Genomic DNA, 19,286 nt, shown 5'->3' with positions numbered 1-19,286 from the left:
GGCCCGGTGCCTGTCCGGCTGTGATCGCCGGACAGGCCCGTGGTCCGTCAGGCCGCCGACGCGGCCCCGGCTGCCCCGATCCCGATCTGCACCTTCTGTGTCGTTCCGTTGACCGTGACGGCGAGCGTGATCGTGCCCGGTCGGAGCGCGGTGAGGGTGCCGGTGGACGGGTCGAGGACCGCCGTGTGGCGGTGGCGGGCGTCGTCCCGGTCGCCGATGTGGACGTTCGGGGATCCGGTCCAGTCCGCGGCCAGCGGGAAGCCGACCGGGACACTGCGGGTGCCCTGGGTGACGGTTGCCGTGACTCTCGTACTGCTTCCGGCGCCGAGGACCGGGGGTGCTTCGATTGTCAGGGCGTCGACATGCGCTCGGGTCTGTGCGGAGACCCAGTCGGGCCCGCCCTGCCACGGCCGCTGCCGCGCTGCGGCCTGTTCACCGGACGTGATGTGGTCGGCGCCGACCAGCGACCAGCCGGTGAAGCCGCCCTCGTCCGCCGGTCCGGCCGGTGCCTTGCCGGAGTTGCCGTTGATCAGATACGGCACTCCGTCGACGTGCGAGGCGTGGAAGACCCCGACATGGCTGCCGATGAAGGCCGCGCCCTTGCCCGTCGTACGGCGGAAGTCGGCGAGCCACTGTTCGACGAGGGCCGCCTCCTTGCGGTCCCCGAGCTGGCTGCCCTTCTGTACGGTCGGGTCGCGCGGCGGCACGTGCTCGATCAGCATGACCGAGTCCACGGTCCGGTCCTTCGCCGCCGCGTCCAGCTGGGCGCGGAGCTGCTTGATCTGGGCGAAGCCTCCGCCGCGCAGGCTGAGGCTGGATGTGTCGAGCGTGACGAAGCGGGTGCCCTTGTGGTCGAACGTCCGCTGGGCGGGCCCGAATTCGGTGACGAAATTGTCGATTTTTCCGCCCATCACTTCGTGATTGCCCGGTACGTAGTACCAGGGCAGCGAGTCACCGAGTTCCTCGGTGAGGATCCGGTGGGCGAAGGCCAGGTCGGCGGGCGATCCCTCGTCGACGAGGTCGCCGTTGATCACGAGGAAGTCCGGGCCGGCCGCCTTGATCTCGCGCAGGGTGCGCCGCGCCTGGGTGACGATTGCGCTGTCCGGGTCACGGGCGACGAACTGGGCGTCCGACATCACCGCGAACCGCCAGTCCCTGCGCTCGGTCACGGCTGCCGGGTCGATCAACGGGTCGGCGGAAGCCACCTGTTCGGGAAGGTCGACGGTTGGCGGCACCTGCGCGGTGAGCTCGTCGATGACGATCTCACCCGTGTACTGTTTGGCGGCCGCGGTCTCCGCGAGGTAGAAGCGGGACACGGAGAGCGGCATGGCAGCTCCCGGCGGTACGGCGAAGGTGACTTGTCGCCAGCCGGTCCAGGTGACGTACGGTCCGCGCAACAGTTGGTCGGAGCCTGCGGCGTCCTTGAGGTGCAGGGTCGGCCAGGCGCCCTTGCCGTCACCCTTGATCCACAGCTTGAACGACTGGGGCTGGCCGGGCACGGTGATCGGCTGGGGCGGGGTGGCGTAGGCGGCGCGGGTCGCGGTGGACTGGGTGAAATCGTAGGTGAGCCTCAGTCCGGTGCCGGTGCGGCCGTCGGGCGTGGCGGCGAGGGAACCGCTCGCCCGGGCCTGGCTGAACTTCCAGGACCCTGCGTCGTCGAACGAGGAGACTGCCTGCTCGGTGAGGCCGACGCTGACGGCGAGGACGGTGGTGGTGCCGGCCACGGTTGCCCTGATCTGTCCGGCGCCGCTGCCGGTGCGTGAGGTGACGGTGAAGGAGCCCTGGCCGTCGTCGCGGATGTCGAAGAGTGCGCGGTCGTAGTCGAGGGTGATGTCGCGCGGTTCGACGGGGGCGCTGGTGCCATGGGCATCGAGTCCGACGATGCCGAAAGTGCCGGTGGCCTCGGCGTCGGCGAGGCCCACCCGCTGGGTGGTCGGCTCGATCCGGGCGAGCGTGTCGAGGACGGTCAGGGATGTGCTGCCGCGCGCCGGTCCGTGTTCGGCGCGTACGTCGGTGGTGCCACTGCGGCGCGCGGTGAAGAGCCCGTTGCCGTCGACCGTACCGACGGCGCCTCGTACCGTACGCCAGCGAGGGTTTCCGTCGGCGGGGCCGTACGTCTCGTCGTATCCGGTCGCGGTGAGGCGTCGGGTGAGTCCGGGGAAGACGCGGTCGGGGTGGCCGCCCTTCACAGGGTCTGCGCCCGGTGCGGAACCGGCGGGCGTACGGGGCTGGACCCAGAAGCCCCTGAGCCGGCCGCTGCCGTCGGGGGCGGTGAGTGCGAGGCCGTTGGGGACGGTGCGTTCACTGCCGTCGGACGGGCTGTTCTCCACCCGGAGCGCGTCGCTGCCGGGCTCGCGCGCGACGAGGGTCGACGATCCGCCGCCGTCCAGATTGAGTGCGCTGTACGAGCCGGCGCGCTGCATCATCAGACCGAGTTCGGTGAGGGTGACGCCGCCGCTGTCGGCCTGCCGCCCGTCGACGGTGAGGATCTGCATGGTCCGGCCGTCCTTGGAGAAGCCGACGGCGGTGCGGGGCGCTGCGGTGTTGTTGCCCTCGCCGTCGTGGTTCTGTGCGACTCCGTCGACGACGAGAAGTTCACGGCCGCCGACCGCGGTGCGCGGCACGGCTCCGCTGTCGGTGCGTGCCCGGTAGGTCAGGGACACCGGGTCGCCGGGCTTCAGGGCGTCGAGTGCGACGGCCCCGGCTTCACGGCCGACCAGGACGGTGGTGTCGTCGGGGACGGCTCCCGGTCCGGGGGTGTCCGAGACGGAGACGACCTTGCCGTCCCGCACGACCGCTTCGGTGACCGGGGTCGCATTGTCCACGGTCAGGGCACGGTCGGCGGTTCCCCAGGCTGAGGTGTACGCGCCGACTCCCCCGGCAGGCACATTGGCGGCGTTGTACGCGGCGAGCGGCTGCTGCCCGGCGGGCAGGGTGAGCGTCCCCTCGAAGTACAGGTTCAGGATGCGGCCGGCGCTGTCGGGGCCGATGCCGACGGCCCGGTTGATTCCCGGGGCGGGCGACTGGACGGTGATCCCGTCCTTGATGCCGATCCCTTCCGGTGCACCGGTCTGGTTGATGTCGAAGAAGTCGGCGTTGATCGCGGCGACGGTGCGGCGGCCACGGCCCGCGTCGTGGCCGGCGGCGAGTTCGGAGACCGTGCGCCGGTCGGAGACCTTGCCGGTGGAGAGGTAGTCGGCGTGTACGCCGGTCCCGGTGAGGTCGACGGAGAGGGAGTCGACCCGCAGCCACTTGTCGGATTCGAGCCGGTCGTACGAGTCGATACGGACACCCGGGGCGATCGGGCGCGACGTACGAGCGGTCTCGATACCGTCGCCGTCCGCGACCGATCTGGATTCCCCTGCCGGGTTGCTTGCGGGTGGTGGGGCGACCGGTCTGAGGATTTCGGCGGAGGTACGGGGACGGGGGTCAGGGGTCGAATCGGCGAGCGCGGGAGAGATCGCGCCGACCGTCATCGCGGAGACCGTCGCGAGCAGCACGAGCGGCCGCGCGACCGTTCCGTACCCTCGCGCCGCCCTCCCGCGCGGTCCGGTCGTCTTGCCGACTATGCCAAGGACCACAAATCCTCCTGGAATCCCGATGGTTGCGCGGCTCGGCCCGCGGGCAGAAAGCGCTGTCGGCGGACAGCATGGCCGCGCGCACAGCCGCGCACCAGGGGGCATCGGGAACCTCGGGGGAAACAGGGCGCGTCGACTCGATGACGGCGGTGATCACCGGGAAAGGAGTGTCGTCCGTGGTGGCGTATGTACCGGGACGCAGACTTGACGGCATGCCATCCCAGAAGCGCGCCACGCGCAGTGCGGGTCTCCTTCTGTTCCGCCGACCGGACGGGGCCTCGTACGACAGTGCCGGTTTCGAGGTGCTCATCGGGCATATGGGCGGCCCGTTCTGGGCGGGCCGCGAGAGTGCGGCGTGGTCGATTCCCAAGGGTGAGTACGGCCCTGCCGAGGAACCCGCGGCCGCAGCCCGCCGTGAGTTCGAGGAGGAGTTCGGCCGTCCGGCGCCGGACGGTGAGTGGGTGGCGCTCGGTGAGGCCCGTCAGTCCGGCGGCAAGACCGTGACGGTGTGGGCGATGGAGGCGGATCTCGATGCTGCGGCGGCCGTTCCCGGAACGTTCACCATGGAGTGGCCGAGGGGGTCCGGTGTGCTGCGCGAGTTCCCGGAGATCGACCGGTTCGCCTGGTGCACGCCCCAGGAGGCCGCGGAGCGGCTCGTCACGGGCCAGCGGATCTTCCTCGAAAGGCTGCGGGAACACGTGGAGTACGGGCGGGTGACGCCCGCTCAGGACGGGCCCTGAGCGGGCGTTTCGTCGTCTGTGCGGTCGATCTCCGGGGTGTGCAGGTGATGTTCGACCGCATCCTGACTCACCCGGAGCCGTGCCCGAACGGACGGCCGCCGTGCAGCTCCAGCCGGTCGCCGGTGAAGCGGCTGCGGAAGCTGCGGTCGTGCGAGACGACAACGACGGCTCCCCGGTACTCCGCGAGCGCTGCCTCCACCTCCTCGACCAGGCTGAGCGCGATGTGGTTCGTCGGCTCGTCCAGCACCAGCAGATCGGCCGGTCGGGTGACCAGGCGGGCCAGTGCGAGCCGTCGCTGCTGGCCGGCGGAGAGGGCGGCGACCGGCACCGTCAGGTCCTCGGGACGGAACAGGCCCAGGGCGAGGAGGCGCTCGGCGTACTCGTCGGGGTGACCGGACCGCCCCGCGGCGAAGGTCGCCAGCAGTGTGCGGCGCGTCGGCCGGGCGGGAAGTTCCTGCGGAAGGTAGCCGATCCTGGCCCGGCGGCGCACCGTGCCCTCGTCGGGGGTGAGGTCCCCGGCCAGAACCCGCAACAGGGTGGACTTCCCAGCGCCGTTGGGGCCGGTGACCAGAAGACGCTGCCCCGGGTCCACGCGCAGTGCGGGCAGGCGGAGCCGATCGCCGACGACGACGGAGTCGAGTGCGGCGAGGGGGCCGGGGTCCGCATCGCCGTCGGCTGCGACAGTGATGTCGGCGCAGAATCGCAGGGGCCGGGGCGGGGCGGGTACGGGTGCCCTGCGCAGCCCGTCCAGCCGACTTCTGGCGGCCCTGACCTGCCCGGACAACTTGGCCTCGTGCGAACGGCGGTGTTTGCCCCAGCCCTCGCCCGGGTCCTTTCCCGTTCCTGCGAGGCGCTGGCCGGCGGCACTGACGAGTTCTTCGGTACGGGCCACCTCGTCCAGCCATTCCTGGTGGTCCTGTGCCCAGCGGCGGCGGGCGGCCGCCTTCGCGGTGCGGTAGTTGTCCCAGCCGTCCCCGTACCGGACGACACTGCGCAGGTGACGGTCGACCTCCAGGATGACGGTGGTGGTCCGCTCCAGGAAGGTCCGGTCGTGGGTGATGACGACGACGGTGCCGCGGTGGGCACGCAGGTGCTCCTCCAGCCAGGTGGTGGCGCGGAGGTCGAGGTGGTTGGTCGGCTCGTCGAGCAGCAGAAGTTCGGGGGCGGATGCCAGTACGCAGGCGAGCGCGAGCCTGGACTGTTCGCCTCCGGACAGCGTGCCGAGGGGTCGTTCGCGCGTGAGGTGGGCGAGTCCCAGGCCGTGCAGGGCCGCTTCGACCCGGGTGTCGGCCTGGTATCCGCCGCGTTCCTCGTACGCCGTCAGCAGATCGCCGTACGCGGCGAGCCGGGATTCATCCGGAGTCCCGGCGGCGGTGAGCGCCTCTTCGGCGGTACGGATCTCCCGCTCCAGCTCGCGCAGTTCGGCCAGGGCTGTGTCGACGGCGTCCTGGACGGTGCGGCCGGGGGCGAGAGCGAGCGTCTGGGAGAGGTAGCCGGTGCCGCCGGGGAAGCGGACGGTGATCTCGCCGCTGTCCGGTGCCTCTCCTTCGGCCAACAGCCGGAGAAGAGTGGACTTCCCGGAGCCGTTCTCGCCGATCACTGCGACTCTGTCGCCGGGGCGGACTGTGAACGACACCTGATCGAGGACGGTTCGGTCCCCGTAACTCTTGGAGACGTCCTTCATGGTCAGCTGGGCGCGGGCGTGCTTGGGCGTCATGGTGCTTTCCCTGAGGTGACATGCCTCGGCGGCGCATGAAGGTGCGCTGCGGGGCGGGGCTGCCGGGCGGGCGGAAGGGACTGCGGCACGCGGGGGTGGCCCCTGGGGTCACCCGGCGACGCTCAGCGTCGCGCGGCGGCGTCCGTGCCCGGAATCAGCGAAAGAAGTAGTACGAACCCATGGCGTTCAGTGTAGCCAAGGCCGTTGGAGCCGCCCATGGGTTTTTCGGGCAGCTCCGGCCGAGGACCCGGCCCAGGAGAAAAGGCGGCCTGCGGCGGCAGCCCGCCGGGCGAGGTCAGTGCTGCGGATTCTCGCCCTGGGCCGCTTCGATGCTGCTGTGCAGATCGCTCGTCGCGTCGAGCGCGGCGGCGCTGGAGATGACCAGGCAGGCCAGCAGCGCCGCAGCGGCCGCCCGGCCGACGCGGGGTCGCGGGGCGCTCCGGCCCAGGAGTGCGGCGACGCGGCGCGGTACGGGCCCGGCCGCTGCGGCGAGTGCCACTCGTGGGCGAGGCTGCGCGACGCCTTCGGCGGCGCGTGTGGCGAGGGCGGCACGGCCGATGGCCCGGGCGGCGACCCTTCGGTCGCCGACGGCGGAGGCGGCAGCCTCGTCGGCGCAGCGCTCCAGGGCGTAGCCCATGGGCGCGCGCAGGGTGCGCAGCGCGGGATGACAGAGTGCCGCCACTTCGGTGGCGGCGATGAAGAGGTGGTGGTGGCCTGCGAGATGGGCGCGTTCGTGTGCCAGCAGGGCGTCGCGTTCGGCGGGGTCCAGGGCGCGTAGCATCCCCGTGGTGACGACGATCCGGCCGGGAGTGCCGGGACGTCCGGGCAGGGCATACGCGTCGGGCCGGCTGTCTCGCAGGACGGCCAGCTCGCCGCCGGTGCACTCGGACGGCTGCGCGGACCGGTGCAGCTCCGTCCAGTGGCGGCGGGCGGTGCGGGTGACGGCGGTGGCGCAGCCCGCCAGCAGCGCCAGTGCGGCAGCCGCGAGGGGCACGGCGACGGCGGGAGCTGCGTCGGAGAGCGGCCTGACGAGTTCACCGAAGGCGGAGACGGCGGAGAACCGGGTCGCGCCGGGCACCACCAGCAGGGCCAGGGCGAGCAGGCTGCACAGGGCGAGGCCGATGCCCGTGGAGGCAAGCAGCCGTACGGCCCGCACCGGCGACAGGGCGTCTGCCAGGCGACGGGCTGCGGGTACCGCGACGAAGGGCATCAGCAGCGGAACCCACACGGCATAGATCATCGGGCTTCTCCATCGAGCAGGTCCCGGAGCAGCTGCTCGTCCTCGTCGGTGAGCTGTGACACGAATCGGGCCAGCACCGTGCTGCGGTCCTCCTCCTTCTGCAGTTCGCTGTGCATCCGGCGGGCGGTCAGCCCGGGCGCGTCCTCGGTGGGGGTGTAGGCGAATCCGCGGCCTGAGCGGGTTCGGGTGACCGTACCCTTTTCGTAGAGACGCGACAGGATCGTCGTGACGGTGGTGCGGGCGAGAGCCGCCCCGATCGCCCCCTGCACCTGGCCTGGAGTGAGCGGGGTTTCGGCCGCCCACAGGGCCGCCAGGATCGTGGACTCCAGCTCGCCGGACGGGCGCCGCTCCGATGCGGTGTGGTGCGGTGACGGGCGCTCGGGTACGGCTTCCGTTGCCGGCCCGGGGGCCGGTTCGCCGTACGAGAGTGGGTCGGGTTCTCCGCTCGATATCCCCTTCACCTGGGACATGGGAACTCTCCTCCGCCTTCGGGCGTCTACAGTGACGTAGACCGTCTACATCACTGTAGTCAGTCCGGGCGTTCCGTAGGGCGCCCGCTCACCATTATGGGAGACCTTCCACCGTGTCCGTATTCTCACTGGCGGCCGCGCCGCAAGCGGTGAACCTGCTCGATGCGGGTTCACTGCTCGGAGCGTTCGGTGCGCTCGGCATCGCCGTCGTGCTCTTCGCCGAGACAGGACTGCTCGTCGGCTTCTTTCTGCCCGGCGATTCCCTCCTGTTCACGGCGGGCCTGCTCTGTGTGTCGGGCACCCACGGCCCGGTCCAGCTGTCGTTGCCGCAGGTGCTGATCGCCGCCGTGACCGGCGCGCTGCTCGGTGCGCAGGTCGGCTACTGGATCGGTCGCCGCGGTGGCCGGGCCCTGCTCGCCCGCAGCCGCGCCAAACGGCTGCACGAGGGCGCCGCCCGCGCCGAGGAGCTACTCGGCAGATACGGCCATGCGCGGGCGATCGTGCTGGCCCGCTTCGTACCCGTCGTACGCACGGTGCTCAACCCGCTGGCCGGGGCGCTCAACGTCCCTGCCGGGCTCTTCACGCTGTGGCAGGTCGTCGGCGGGGCGGTCTGGACCGTCGGACTGGTCCTCGCGGGATACGCGCTGGGGTCCTCGGTGCCCAACGTCGACCGTTATCTGCTGCCGATCGTCGCTGTCGTGGTCGTGGTCTCCCTCATCCCGCTCGCCGCCGAACTGCTCCGCTCCCGCCGCCGGCGCACCGCCGAAGGAGACAACAGCTGATGCCTCTCGCCTCCACCGCCACCTCGTTCGACGGCGGCCTGTACACCTGGATCACCGAGCTGGCCCAGCGCTCCCCGGCCGCTCTGGATTCCACCATCCGCGTCTGGTCGGACTATGGACTGGCGCTGTTCGCCCTGCTGATGCTCGCGTCCTGGTGGCGCTCCCGCTCCGCAGGCCCCGCCCGTACCGCCATGGCGCTCTGCACCCCGCTCGTCGTGGTGGCCGCGTACATCGTCAACGATCTGGTGAAGTCGGCCTTCCATGAGCAACGGCCGTGCCAGACCCTCCATGTCGTGACGGTGGAGGCATGTCCCGGACTCGGTGACTGGTCCTTCCCCAGCAACCACGCCGCCATCGCGGCGGCCGCGGCGATGGCGATCTGGCTGACCGACCGCCGGCTCGGGGCGCTTGCGGTGCCTGCCGCTCTGCTGATGGCTGCGTCCCGGGTGTGGATCGGTGTGCACTACCCGCACGATGTGCTGATCGGGCTGGTCACCGGGGCGCTGGTCGCCTGGCCGCTGACGGTCGCGGCGCGGCGCTGTGCCCCGGCGGTCGTCCGGCTGCGCGAAAGCCCGCTGCGTCCCCTGGTGGCGACACGGTGACCGAAGACGCTTCGGCGGTCGCGCGCGCCCGGTCCGTAGCTGCCGCGTTACCGCTCCGTGCACCACTGGGAGCCGTTCTCGTCGGGCTGCTCGGACTCATCGCGCTGGCGGCTCTCGTCCTGGCCACTCGGCACGGCTCCCCGCCCGCCCTGGACCGGGCCGGCCGCGACTGGTCGCTGCGGCATCGGCCGTCGGGCCTGGTGACGACCGCTCGGGCCATCACTGCCACCGGTACGGGAGTTTTCCCGTACGGGACAGCGGTGATCGCCGGGCTGATCGCCGGCCGTGACACCCGCCGACGACTGGGGTACGCGGCAGGCGCCCTGGCCTTCCTGCTGCTTGCGCAGGGTGTCCGCTACGGCCTCATGGAGCTGATCGCCCGGCCCCGCCCGCCGCTGGGAGACTGGGCCACGCACGCCTCGGGCTTCGCCTTCCCTTCCGGGCACGCGACGACGTCCGCGCTGATGGCCGGCCTGCTGCTCACGGCCCTCGGTCTCCGGACGCGCGGCGGGACCGGGCCGCGTCCCCTCCGTACCGTCGTCGCTGTCCTGGTGGTCTGCTGGGCCGCGGCCGTCGGTGTGAGCCGGGTTCTGCTCGGCGTTCACTGGGCAACGGATGTACTCGCCGGATGGCTGTTCGCCACGGTCTGGATCGGGCTCGGGACGGCGCTGATACGGAAGGCACTGCCGCACCCGCAGTGACCGGTCCGTTCAGGCCCCACCCCCATCGAGGTTCCGTGCGATGCCACTCATCTCTCCCGCACGTGCCACCCGTGTCATCCGTCCACCGGTTACGCCGCGTCTGCTCGCGCTCCTCCAGCGACGGCTGACCTGGGTGATGGTGGCCGCGTACACGGCGGCCACGCTGCTGCCGCAGGCCGGACTGGCCCTGCGACAGCTTCACCTCGCCGCGGTGCCCGTCCCCGGCAGCGCCGCCCGTACCCAGCTCACCCTGCCGTCGCTCCTGCTCGGCTATCTGCTCTTCACCGCGGCGTTACGGGTGCCTGCCGGGGGGCTGCCTCGGCTCGTCCGCCGACCACTGCCGCTGCTGGTGGGAACGGCCGCCAATACGCTCATTCCGCTGGCCCTGCTGCCCTGCCTGGCCGTTGCACTGGGCCGACTGCCCGATGCTGACGGCTGCAGCGGACTGATCACCGGCCTCGCGCTCGTGGGGGCCATGCCGGTCGCGGCCGGAGCCACGGTCTGGGGCGGTCGAGCGGGCGGCAACCACTCCCTGGTCGTGGGGATCGTGCTCGCCTCCACCCTGCTGAGTCCGCTGACGATTCCGCTGATGCTCTCAGCGGCCTCGACTTTGACACGTGGCCACTATGCCCACGATCTGTCCCGGATGGCGGCGACGGACGGCGGGGCGTTCGCCGTGATCAGCGTGATCGTGCCGTGCGTCGCCGGTCTGGCCGTCCAACGGGTGACACCCCGCCTTGTGCTCGAACGCCATCTGCCATGGCTGCGGCTGCTCGGACTCGTCGATGCAGTACTACTCACGTACAGCAACGCCTGTGGGGCGCTCGGCGGCTTCCTGCTCCACCCGCGGCCCGCACTGCTGGTCGCGGCCGTCGTCGTGTCCGGGGCCCTGTGCGCGGCGTCCTTTGTCATCGGCTGGTGTCTGGCCCGCACGGTACGGGCGAACCGCGCGGACACGGTCGCGATCACGCTCACCTGCGGAATGAACAACAGCAGTGCAGGTGCGGTACTAGCGGCGACGAATCTGCCGAGCAGCCCTCAGGTGCTCCTGCCCGTTCTCGCGTACAGCCTGTTGCAGAAGTGCGGGGCGGGGCTGGCCGACTCGGTGCTGCGCCGCAGGACCTAGCTAGGTGCACTCGGTTCTGTCTCCTGGGCGCTGCGGGGCCAGCGGCATGCGGCCACCGACACCGCGGCATCGGCTTCACGGTCAGCCGCCTGCAGGATTCAATCCAGCAGCCCAATCCAGCAGCCGATATCGGCATATGCCAATTGGCAACTTTAGTTACCGGCTGGTGGTTCGGTAACTAAAGTTGCCTCCATGGTGACGCCTGAGATCACGACCGCAGAACTGACGGCCCTCGACACGGCCCTCCTCGAAGCCCTCAACCCGCTCGCTGCATCCATGCGCGCCCGAGCGACCGGACTCCCCGAGGACCGCATGTGGGCAGCAGACCCCTCTGACGTGGCCCTGTCCATCCTCAGCACCTGGAAGGTAGTGGACGAGGAGGTCAAACGGTTGACGGCGATTGCCGCACAGACCGCCGGTGCCCATGGTGCGAGCTACGAGCGGATGGGCGCTGCTTGGGGGATCACCCGACAGGGTGCACGCAAGAAGTGGCCCGACGCCGTCGACAAGTCGGCAGCCCCGAAAACGGGGGCGAGCAACCTCGAACTGTTCGGTGGTACCGCCGAATTGTTCCGAGACACATCGTCGGATGGCTGGCGGTGGAAGGGCCAGGGCGCTGACGGAACATGCAGCGAAGACAACGGTGCACTCACTCTCGCCACGAAGGAAGAGGCTGCCGCCCACGCAGGGGCCTTCCTGAAGGAACACACCGCCGACGAGGGTTGGATGCCTGTCCGATGGGTCACTGACGGGTCCGGATGAGGACGGCGGCGAGGTGGAGTGCGGCCATCAAAGAGACACGCTCCAGGTCTGTTGTCCGGGCAGGCGGATGACGGCAAGGCCGCTGTCGAGGTCGACGGTGGAGCGGTTGGGCGGCGCGCCGTCCTCCTCGTCGTCGCGCAGCAGCAGGGCGCTTTGGCGCTCCTTGAGTTCGCTCTGTTTGCCGGGCGAGAAGCTCGCGTGCAACTGCTCGAACCCGGTCGCCGACACCTGGCCCTGGCGGGCGCCGTTGCGCCATGGCAGCAGACCGGCCCGCCCTGCGCGCAGCATCAGCTGATCGAGAAATGCGACGACGGTCAGCCCGATCACCAGTCCGGGCAGCGTCATCAGCGCGACGAATTCCATCGGCCCAGTCTCATCGGTGTCCGGTTCGGTGCGCATCGGTCGCTGGTATGACTGTGCGGGCCGTCGCACTGCGCGACGGCCCGCACGGTCCTGGGGATCAGGGCTGTGGCCGGTCAGCCGTTGGGGAGGATGACCGCGCGGCCGTTGATCTTGCCGTGGTGCAGTCGCTCGTACGCCAGTGGCGCCTCGTCCAGCGTGTAGGTCTCGACGTGGACCTCGACCGATCCGGCACGGGCGAGGTCGAGTACCTCGGCGAGCTCGGAGCGCGATCCCCAATACGGGGAGGTCACCGTCGTGCTGTACGGCAGTGAGCCGAAGCCGACCGGCAGCGCACCGCCGCCGAGGCCGACGATCGTGACATCGGAGTCGATGGCGGCCGCGGCCCCCGCCGTGGCGACGGTGGGAGGTGCTCCGACGAAGTCGAGGACGACCTGTGCGCCGACACCGCCGGTCAGTTCACGGACCTTCGCCGCGGCGTGTTCGTCGGAGAGCACGGTCTCGTGGGCCCCGACGGCGCGGGCCAGGGCGAGCTTGTCCTCCGAGACGTCCAGGGCGATGACCCGGACGGCCGTCATGGCGCGCAGCAGTTGGATCGCGACGTGGCCGAGGCCGCCGGTGCCTATGACGACGGCGGTGGCTCCGGGCACCAACTTGGGCAGGGACCGCTTTATCGCGTGGTACGGGGTGAGGCCCGCGTCGGTGAGCGGCACGGCCTGGACCGGGTCGAGGTCGCCGAGCGGCACCAGGTGACGGGGGTCGTCGACGATCATGTACTCGGCCATGGCGCCGGGCGAGCCGAGTCCCGGCGGGGTGATGCCGAGTTCCTTGGCGCGCAGGCAGTAGTTCTCCTTGCCCTCGGCGCACTTGACGCACGTACCGCAGCCCCAGGGGCCGTAGACCGCGACTGACTCGCCGATCGACAGGCCGCTCACCCCGTCGCCGAGCGCGGCGACGGTACCGACGCCCTCATGGCCGAGGGTGAGCGGCAGCGGGAAGGGGATCTGCTCCGCGGGCCAGCTCATCACGGCGATGTCGGAGTGACAGACACCTGCGGCGGTGACCTTCAGCAGCACCTGGCCGGGGCCCGGCTCCGGGTCGGGCACGGTGACGACTTCGGGTGCTGAGCCGACGGCACGGTACTGAACGGCCTTCATGGGGTTCTCCTCACTGCTTTTTTCTTTGTGTTCTGTTGCTCGTCCCCGCTCCCCCGTCCGCCGATCAGGAGGCGGAGTAGCCGCCGTCCACCAGGTGGTAGCTGCCGTGGATGAAGGAAGCGCGGTCGGAGAGCAGGAAGGCGGTGAGTTCGGCGACTTCCTCCGCCTTGCCGAGGCGTCCGGCCGGGTGCAGCGAGATGAGGTGGTCGCGGGCCGGGCCGTCCGTGTTGCGCAGCAGCGGCGTGTCGATGAAGCCGGGGCCGACGGCGTTGACCCGGACGTTCTGTGCCGCGTATTCGAGGGCGGTCGTCTTGGTGAGGCCGACGACACCGTGCTTGGCGGCCACGTAGGCGGGCGATCCGGCGAAGCCGTTGGTGCCGAGGATCGACGACACGTTGACGACGGCGCCGCCGCCCGCCGCGACGATTGCGGGAAGCTCGTAGCGCATCGAGTAGAAGACGCCGCTGAGGTTGGTGGCGACGACCCGGTTCCAGTCCTCGATCGCGTACTCACCGGTGGGGTGGCTGGGACCGCCGATGCCCGCGTTGTTGACGGCGAGGTGCAGGGCGCCGAACGTGTCGACAGCGAATCGCACGCCCGCTTCCACCGACGCCGGGTCGGTCACGTCCATGGCGACCGCGGCGGCCTTGGCGCCGGCGCTCTCCAGTTCGGCGACCGCCCTGCAGGCGTTGGCCTCATCGTAGTCGGCGACGACGACGGACGCGCCACCTGCGGCCAGCCGGCGGGCCAGGGCCAGTCCGATGCCGGAGGCGCCGCCGGTTATGAGGGCGGCCTTGCCGGCGAACTCCTGGTCGGCAGGGGCGAGGGGGGTGCTCATTTGGTTACGTTTCCTTCCGTGGTGCTGTGCGGCGCCGGCCCGGCGGGAAGCTGCGTGAGCAGTTCTCCGGAGAGGGCGTCGAAGGCCTGCCCGACCAGTCGGGGCAGGCTGTCCGGGTGTCCGCCGCGGGCCCAGGCGGCTTGGGCCGCGAGGAGTGCCCCGGCGCCCGCGGCGACCGTGACGGCGGGACGGATGTCCAGCTGCGGGTCGACTCCGAGCCGGTCCGCGACGATGGCGACCGAGTCCTCCTGGGCATCCACCCGAATGTGGTGGAACGCGGCGTAGAGGGTCGGCTCCTGCTCGGCAAGGACCAGCAGGTCGAAGATCCGGTCGCGGAGGTGCCACGCCTGTGCGTCGGGGTCGTCGAGCCAGGCGAGGACGGCGCGGCGGTAGGCGGTGAGCGGGGGCTCGTCGGCGGGGCGTACGCGCAGGGCGTCGTTGATCCGGTCGCCGTCGCCCCGGAGCGAGTCCAGGACTGCGGCTTCCTTGCTGGTGAAGTACCGGCTGAAGGTCCGTCGGTCGACATCCGCGCGTTCCGCGATCTCCTCGACCGTCACATTCTTCAGGCCTCGGTCGAGTACGAGCTCGAACGCGGCCAGCGCCAGTGTGTCCCGGGTCCTGCGGGCCTTGCGGCTCCGTCGCTCCGGGGTCTTTCGTTCCGGATTCATGAGTGCACCGTACACCTAAAAATGTCCCGCCGCGACAGAAGTCTCGCCGGGACATTGGATCGGCATTCGGCTGCTCTGCCGGAGGCTCTACCGGCCGCTGAAGGTCTCAGCGGCCCGGCGAGCACCGTGACCGGTCGCCACAGGCCGGTGGCGGCTGCCTGCCGGTGCCCGGCGCAGGGCGAGGGCGGCGATGTCGTCGCGTCGCACACCTCCGGAGAAGGACTCCAGGTCGGCGTGGAGCGCGTCCAGCACCTCGCGCGGCCCGCGGCCCGCCCAGTGGCCCAGTCGGGCGTCCAGCGGATAGAAGGCGCCCGATGCGTCGCGGGCCTCGGTGACCCCGTCGGTGAAGGCCAGGAGCGTCGCGCCGGGCGGGAAGTCCAGCCATTCCGCGACCCGTGCCTCCGGGCTCAGTTCCGCCATGCCCAAGGGAACGGATGTGCGCCGCAGCGGAGCCGGAAAGGCCACGCCGTCGTGCAGCAGCCGGGGCGGCAGATGGCCGCAGTTCACGGCCCGCACCCGGTCCTCCCCGTCGAAGCCGAGCACCAGAGCGGTGACGAAGCGTTCGATCTCTCCGGTCTGGGCGGAGAACGCGTTGTGCCGGGCGACCGCGTCCTCCAGCGCATCGACCACTCCCGTCAGGGTGGGCTCGCGAATGGCCGCTTCCCGGAACGCTCCGAGCACGGCGAAGCCCGCCCCGATCGCGGCGAGCCCCTTGCCCTGGACATCCCCGATGATCACCCGGGTTCCGTAGGGCGACTGCACGACCTCGTAGATGTCACCGCCGACCAGCCGGTCCTCCTCGATCGGCGTATAGATGCCGTGCGCGAAGATCTGCTCGGTCAGGATGGGCAGCGGGCGCAGAATCTGCCGCTGGAGCGCAACGGCGGCGGAGCGCAGTCTGGCTATTTCGGCGGCATGACGGAGCCGCAGCGCGCAGGAGCCGACGCCCAGGAAGCAGGCCAGCACGGTGAAGGCGACGCTGCTGGTGGTGTCCCAGAACGTCCCCCCGGTCACCAGCCGGGAGCAGACGACGACGGTCATGATCGAGGTGGCCACGCCGACGGTCTGCCGGATCGTTCCGAAGACCGAGACGAGTGCGGGCACGACCACGAGGAGCGGTATGAGGCGCAGCTCGTCGCCGGTCCGGACGTCGAGGACGGCGACCAGGACGGTCAGCAGTGCCAGCCCTCCGAACAGTGCCCCATTCCCGATCCGGGGGGCGAAAACGGCTTCCTCCCCCGAGTCCGTACCAGGGAGCGTCGCTCCACGCGTCGCCGCTCGGTGCTGGAGCCCGATCGTCACGACCCATTCCTCCCGGGATCTGCCGGCCCCGCGCCGGCGTTCACTCCCAGTCCATCCGGTTCACCGGGGGCGGCACACGAGGCTTACGGCCTCTTGGAGCGCGCCGAAGGTCCCGGAACCGGAAATGGCAGTGGCCCTTCGGCCCGGAAGTCCCGGGACGAAGGTCACTGTGGTGCGGTCAGCGCACGGCTGCCGCACGGGCTTCGCCGTCGCGGCGGACGCCGCCGGTTCCCGGCAGGCGCGTCGGCGGGTGTTCCGGTACGAGCGCCGAGAGGAACGACGTCCGGCGGCGGAGCACGAATCCCAGCGATTCGTAGAGCCGGACGGCATTGATGTTGGAGGCGGAGGCATGCAGGAACGGTGTTTCGCCGCGCTGCCTGATCTCGTGGGCGACGGCAAGGACGAGCCCGCTGCCGAGCCCCTGCCCGCGCACGGACTCGTCCGTGCAGACGCCGCTGATCTCGCTCCAGCCGGGTGGGTGGAGGCGTTCGCCCGCCATCGCGACGAGCGCTCCTTCACGGCGGACGCCGAGGTAGGTGCCGAGCTCGACCGTACGGGGCAGGAACGGTCCCGGGCGGGTGCGGGCGACCAGGTCGAGCATCTCGGGCACATCGGCGGGTCCGAGCCGTACGGCCTGCGGAAACGGGGCCGTCGCGACCCCGGCGTCGACGAGCTGGACGCCCTCGGCGTGAAAGGTGATCTCCCAGTCGTCCGGCGGCGGTTCACGGAAGGCAGTGATGGTGACGGCGCCACCGGGGCCGGCGAGCGCTGCCGCGTCGGCCCAGTCCTCGGCCTGCGGCGCGTCCGGAGTCGCGACCCAGGGGGCCACGTCCGCCGGGTAGCGCAGGATGCGGCCACGCACCTCGGCGAAGTGGGCGTGCGGGCCGCTCAGCGCGGCGCGGACCGGGTTGTCCAGCGGATGTGCGTCACCTCCAGCGACATACGGCGCGCTCACGCGATCGCCTCGATCACGATCTTCCCGCGCGCATGTCCGCGCTCCACGGCGCGCAGCGCTTCTCCCGCCTCGGCGAGCGGAAAGGTCCCGGTCACATGCGTCCGCAGGGCGCCGGTGACGACGAGGTTCGCCACCTCGTCGAGGACCGTCGCGGTGCGGGCCCTTGCGACGGCCGCCCCGCCGAGCTCCACCGCCAGTGGCTTGCCTCCGGCGCTGATCAGCGTGGCCGGGTCCGCGAGCAGCGGGGCCACGGCTCTCAGGGTGTCGCCGCCGACCAGGTCGAAGACCGCGTCGATTCCGTCGGGTGCCGCTGCCCGGACCCGGTCGGCGAGACCGGCGCCGGATTCGACGTGCACAGCGCCGAGCGACTCGATGAAGTCCTTCTTGGCCGCGCTCGCGGTACCGATGACATGGACACCGGCGTGGCGGGCGAGCTGTACCGCGGCCGTTCCGACACCACCGCCGGCCCCGGTGATCAGCAGGGTCGAACCAGGGGCGAGTCCGAGCTGGCGGACGCCGTCGTACGCGGTGGCCACCGCGACCGGCAGCACGGCCGCGTCGGCGAACGACAGCTCGGCCGGCTTGTGCGCGGTCACGGAGACGGGCAGCAGCGTGTACTCGGCGTACCCGCCGGTCACCGGATTGCCGAAGACCTCGTCCCCGACCACGAATCCTTCGGCATCCGGGCCCACGCCCTCGACGACTCCGGCGGCCTCGCTGCCGAAGACGGTGGGAAAGGGCTGCGGCTCGCTGCCGGGCCTGGTGTAACCCGTACGCAGCTTCCAGTCGACCGGGTTGACCCCGGCCGCCCGGACGGCGACGAGCAGCTCGCCGGGGCCCGGCACCGGCACGTCCTGCTCGATGAGGGCCTCCACCTCCGGTCCGCCGTTGCGGGTGAACACGTACGCCTTGGGCATGAGCTCCCTCTCTCCTGGTCATGGCAGCGACGGTTCACGGCACCGACGGCCGGGCCGGTCACCGGTCGCTACAGCAGCAGGAAGGTCCTTTTCCGTGCGCGTATTCCCGGGCCGGTGGAGTGTTCATCGGGCCGCAATGATTCAGCGGACGTCGCCCGTGACCGGGTCCACGACCTTGTTCACGAGGAGTTCGAGAAGCCTCCGGTCGTCGCCCGCGGTGCCGCGTTCGGCGGGTGTGACCGGGTTGACGTCGAGCAGCACGTGGGTGGCGCCCAGCTCGCCGAGTTCTGCCAGATCGGCCCGGATCCGGTCGATCGTGCCGTGTCCGGCGGGGCGTTCACTGCCGAGGAGTGCGTCGGTGACGCTGATCTGCAAGCGCGGCACGAGCGTGGGAGCGGGGCGCCGGACCCGTTCGGCCTCCTCGGTGATCACCGGCAGCCCGGCCCGGATCGCATCGAGCGGCAGCCGGTACGGGTGCCAGCCCTCTCCGAGCCGGGCGGCGCGGCGCTGGGCAGCGGCCGAGTTGCCACCGACCCAGACGGGCAGACAGGGGGCGGATGCGGGCGCGGGCGCAGTCCGAACCCCTTGGTACGAGACGTGCTCGCCCCGGAACGTCGTGGGGTCCTCGGTCCATGCGGCGCGGATGGCGGCCAGGTATTCGTCGGTGATCCGTCCCCGCTCGGCGAAGGGCACGCCCAGCGCCTCGTACTCGGCCCTGGACCAGCCGATCCCCGCGCCGAGGATGAACCCGTCGGCGTTCAGGTTGTCGATATTGGCTGCGAGCCGGGCCGTCTGCAGAGGGTGCCGGTACGGAATCACGGTGACGGTCGTACCGAGCACCAGACCTGGTACCCGCCCGGCGATGTGCGCGGCAAGTACGAACTGGTCGTAGAACGGGGCGGGATATGTCTCGTGCACGTCGGGAGTGACCGCGATGTGATCGGAGATCATCGCGAAGGAGTACCCCAACTCACTGGCATCCACAGCCTGTTGAAGGAGGCTTGCCGGGGTGGTGCCGACACCGAAATTGAGTATGTTCACGCCGAATTTCACGACCGGAGCCTAACAACCGGACGTGCACGGACGTCGACGCGAGCAAGGTGGGGACAGCCGCCAACTGCCCCTTCGCACCAAGTCGGTTCGATGGCGCCGGAGCAATCGGTCGGCGAAGGCACAGCCGCCCCGTCCGGTGTGCTCGCCGTCTGTGCACCCCAGCGGGCGAAAGGCTCCGGTGACGGCCAGGCCGGTTCGGGCGCCCGGGCCCGGGGTGCTTCCCCGTCACCGGCGACCCGGCCGAACTCGCCGACCCGTATCTCAACGCCGCGGCCACGACGACGGACATCGCGCACTACGGCAACAAGACCGTCAACA

General features: G+C 70.9%; 18 protein-coding genes. 6 read left to right on the top strand and 12 right to left on the bottom strand.

The window, feature by feature from the left end; genetic code table 11:
- Positions 1-47: 47 nt before the first annotated feature.
- Positions 48-3,476 carry a phosphodiester glycosidase family protein gene (locus OG609_RS38650; RefSeq protein ID WP_327278330.1) on the bottom strand — a complete coding sequence of 1,143 codons (3,429 nt, stop codon included), beginning with the start codon at positions 3,474-3,476 and terminating at the stop codon, positions 48-50.
- A gap of 314 nt (positions 3,477-3,790) precedes the next feature.
- Here OG609_RS38650 and OG609_RS38645 point away from each other — a divergent pair, with 314 nt between their 5' ends.
- Positions 3,791-4,318, top strand: coding sequence for an NUDIX domain-containing protein (locus OG609_RS38645; protein ID WP_327277071.1), 528 nt, complete (start codon positions 3,791-3,793; stop codon positions 4,316-4,318).
- Between the two features lie 67 nt (positions 4,319-4,385).
- Here the strand turns inward: OG609_RS38645 and abc-f are convergent, their stop codons facing one another.
- The 3 genes from abc-f to OG609_RS38630 all read right to left on the bottom strand — a co-directional run bounded on the left by abc-f (position 4,386) and on the right by OG609_RS38630 (position 7,604).
- Positions 4,386-6,035: a ribosomal protection-like ABC-F family protein gene (abc-f, locus tag OG609_RS38640; RefSeq protein WP_327277070.1), complete on the bottom strand. Its 1,650-nt coding sequence runs from the start codon at positions 6,033-6,035 to the stop codon at positions 4,386-4,388.
- Positions 6,036-6,330: 295 nt separating this feature from the next.
- Positions 6,331-7,275: a M56 family metallopeptidase gene (locus tag OG609_RS38635; RefSeq protein ID WP_327277069.1), complete on the bottom strand. Its 945-nt coding sequence runs from the start codon at positions 7,273-7,275 to the stop codon at positions 6,331-6,333.
- Positions 7,272-7,604: a BlaI/MecI/CopY family transcriptional regulator gene (locus tag OG609_RS38630; protein ID WP_327278329.1), complete on the bottom strand. Its 333-nt coding sequence runs from the start codon at positions 7,602-7,604 to the stop codon at positions 7,272-7,274. Before OG609_RS38630 ends, OG609_RS38635 begins: the two co-directional genes overlap by 4 nt.
- A gap of 254 nt (positions 7,605-7,858) precedes the next feature.
- Here OG609_RS38630 and OG609_RS38625 point away from each other — a divergent pair, with 254 nt between their 5' ends.
- The 5 genes from OG609_RS38625 (at position 7,859) to OG609_RS38605 (ending at position 11,718) form a co-directional block, all read left to right on the top strand.
- Entirely contained in the window at positions 7,859-8,527 is a 669-nt protein-coding gene (locus OG609_RS38625) for a DedA family protein (protein ID WP_327277068.1), read from the top strand.
- Positions 8,527-9,129 carry a phosphatase PAP2 family protein gene (locus OG609_RS38620; RefSeq protein WP_327277067.1) on the top strand — a complete coding sequence of 201 codons (603 nt, stop codon included), beginning with the start codon at positions 8,527-8,529 and terminating at the stop codon, positions 9,127-9,129. The genes OG609_RS38625 and OG609_RS38620 overlap by 1 nt, the downstream gene beginning before the upstream one ends.
- A complete protein-coding gene (locus OG609_RS38615; RefSeq protein ID WP_327277066.1) occupies positions 9,126-9,830 on the top strand; it encodes a phosphatase PAP2 family protein in 705 nt (234 codons plus the stop codon). Before OG609_RS38620 ends, OG609_RS38615 begins: the two co-directional genes overlap by 4 nt.
- Positions 9,831-9,870: 40 nt before the next feature.
- Positions 9,871-10,956, top strand: a complete 1,086-nt coding sequence (locus tag OG609_RS38610; protein WP_327277065.1) for a bile acid:sodium symporter family protein — start codon at positions 9,871-9,873, stop codon at positions 10,954-10,956.
- Positions 10,957-11,148: 192 nt separating this feature from the next.
- Positions 11,149-11,718, top strand: coding sequence for a hypothetical protein (locus tag OG609_RS38605; protein ID WP_327277064.1), 570 nt, complete (start codon positions 11,149-11,151; stop codon positions 11,716-11,718).
- A gap of 27 nt (positions 11,719-11,745) precedes the next feature.
- Here OG609_RS38605 and OG609_RS38600 read toward each other — a convergent pair whose 3' ends face one another.
- The 8 genes from OG609_RS38600 to OG609_RS38565 all read right to left on the bottom strand — a co-directional run bounded on the left by OG609_RS38600 (position 11,746) and on the right by OG609_RS38565 (position 18,956).
- Positions 11,746-12,081, bottom strand: coding sequence for a DUF6191 domain-containing protein (locus OG609_RS38600; protein ID WP_327278328.1), 336 nt, complete (start codon positions 12,079-12,081; stop codon positions 11,746-11,748).
- A gap of 113 nt (positions 12,082-12,194) precedes the next feature.
- A complete protein-coding gene (locus OG609_RS38595; RefSeq protein WP_327277063.1) occupies positions 12,195-13,235 on the bottom strand; it encodes an NAD(P)-dependent alcohol dehydrogenase in 1,041 nt (346 codons plus the stop codon).
- Between the two features lie 64 nt (positions 13,236-13,299).
- The gene (locus OG609_RS38590; RefSeq protein ID WP_327277062.1) at positions 13,300-14,073 is read right to left on the bottom strand and encodes an SDR family NAD(P)-dependent oxidoreductase; all 774 of its coding nucleotides are present in this window, start codon (positions 14,071-14,073) and stop codon (positions 13,300-13,302) included.
- The gene (locus OG609_RS38585) at positions 14,070-14,741 is read right to left on the bottom strand and encodes a TetR family transcriptional regulator (RefSeq protein ID WP_327277061.1); all 672 of its coding nucleotides are present in this window, start codon (positions 14,739-14,741) and stop codon (positions 14,070-14,072) included. Before OG609_RS38585 ends, OG609_RS38590 begins: the two co-directional genes overlap by 4 nt.
- Before the next feature lie 87 nt (positions 14,742-14,828).
- A complete protein-coding gene (locus tag OG609_RS38580; protein WP_327277060.1) occupies positions 14,829-16,043 on the bottom strand; it encodes a PP2C family protein-serine/threonine phosphatase in 1,215 nt (404 codons plus the stop codon).
- A 178-nt stretch (positions 16,044-16,221) separates the two neighbouring features.
- Positions 16,222-16,998 carry a GNAT family N-acetyltransferase gene (locus OG609_RS38575; protein WP_327277059.1) on the bottom strand — a complete coding sequence of 259 codons (777 nt, stop codon included), beginning with the start codon at positions 16,996-16,998 and terminating at the stop codon, positions 16,222-16,224.
- A complete protein-coding gene (locus tag OG609_RS38570; RefSeq protein WP_327277058.1) occupies positions 16,995-17,915 on the bottom strand; it encodes an NADP-dependent oxidoreductase in 921 nt (306 codons plus the stop codon). The genes OG609_RS38575 and OG609_RS38570 overlap by 4 nt, the downstream gene beginning before the upstream one ends.
- Before the next feature lie 141 nt (positions 17,916-18,056).
- Positions 18,057-18,956 carry a TIGR03619 family F420-dependent LLM class oxidoreductase gene (locus OG609_RS38565; RefSeq protein WP_327277057.1) on the bottom strand — a complete coding sequence of 300 codons (900 nt, stop codon included), beginning with the start codon at positions 18,954-18,956 and terminating at the stop codon, positions 18,057-18,059.
- Between the last annotated feature and the right edge of the window lie 330 nt (positions 18,957-19,286).

It is taken from the genome of Streptomyces sp. NBC_01224, from assembly GCF_036002945.1.
In the GTDB taxonomy this organism is placed as follows: Bacteria; Actinomycetota; Actinomycetes; order Streptomycetales; family Streptomycetaceae; genus Streptomyces.
Note: the sequence above shows the minus strand (reverse complement) of the source record. Positions and strands in the feature narration are given on the sequence as shown.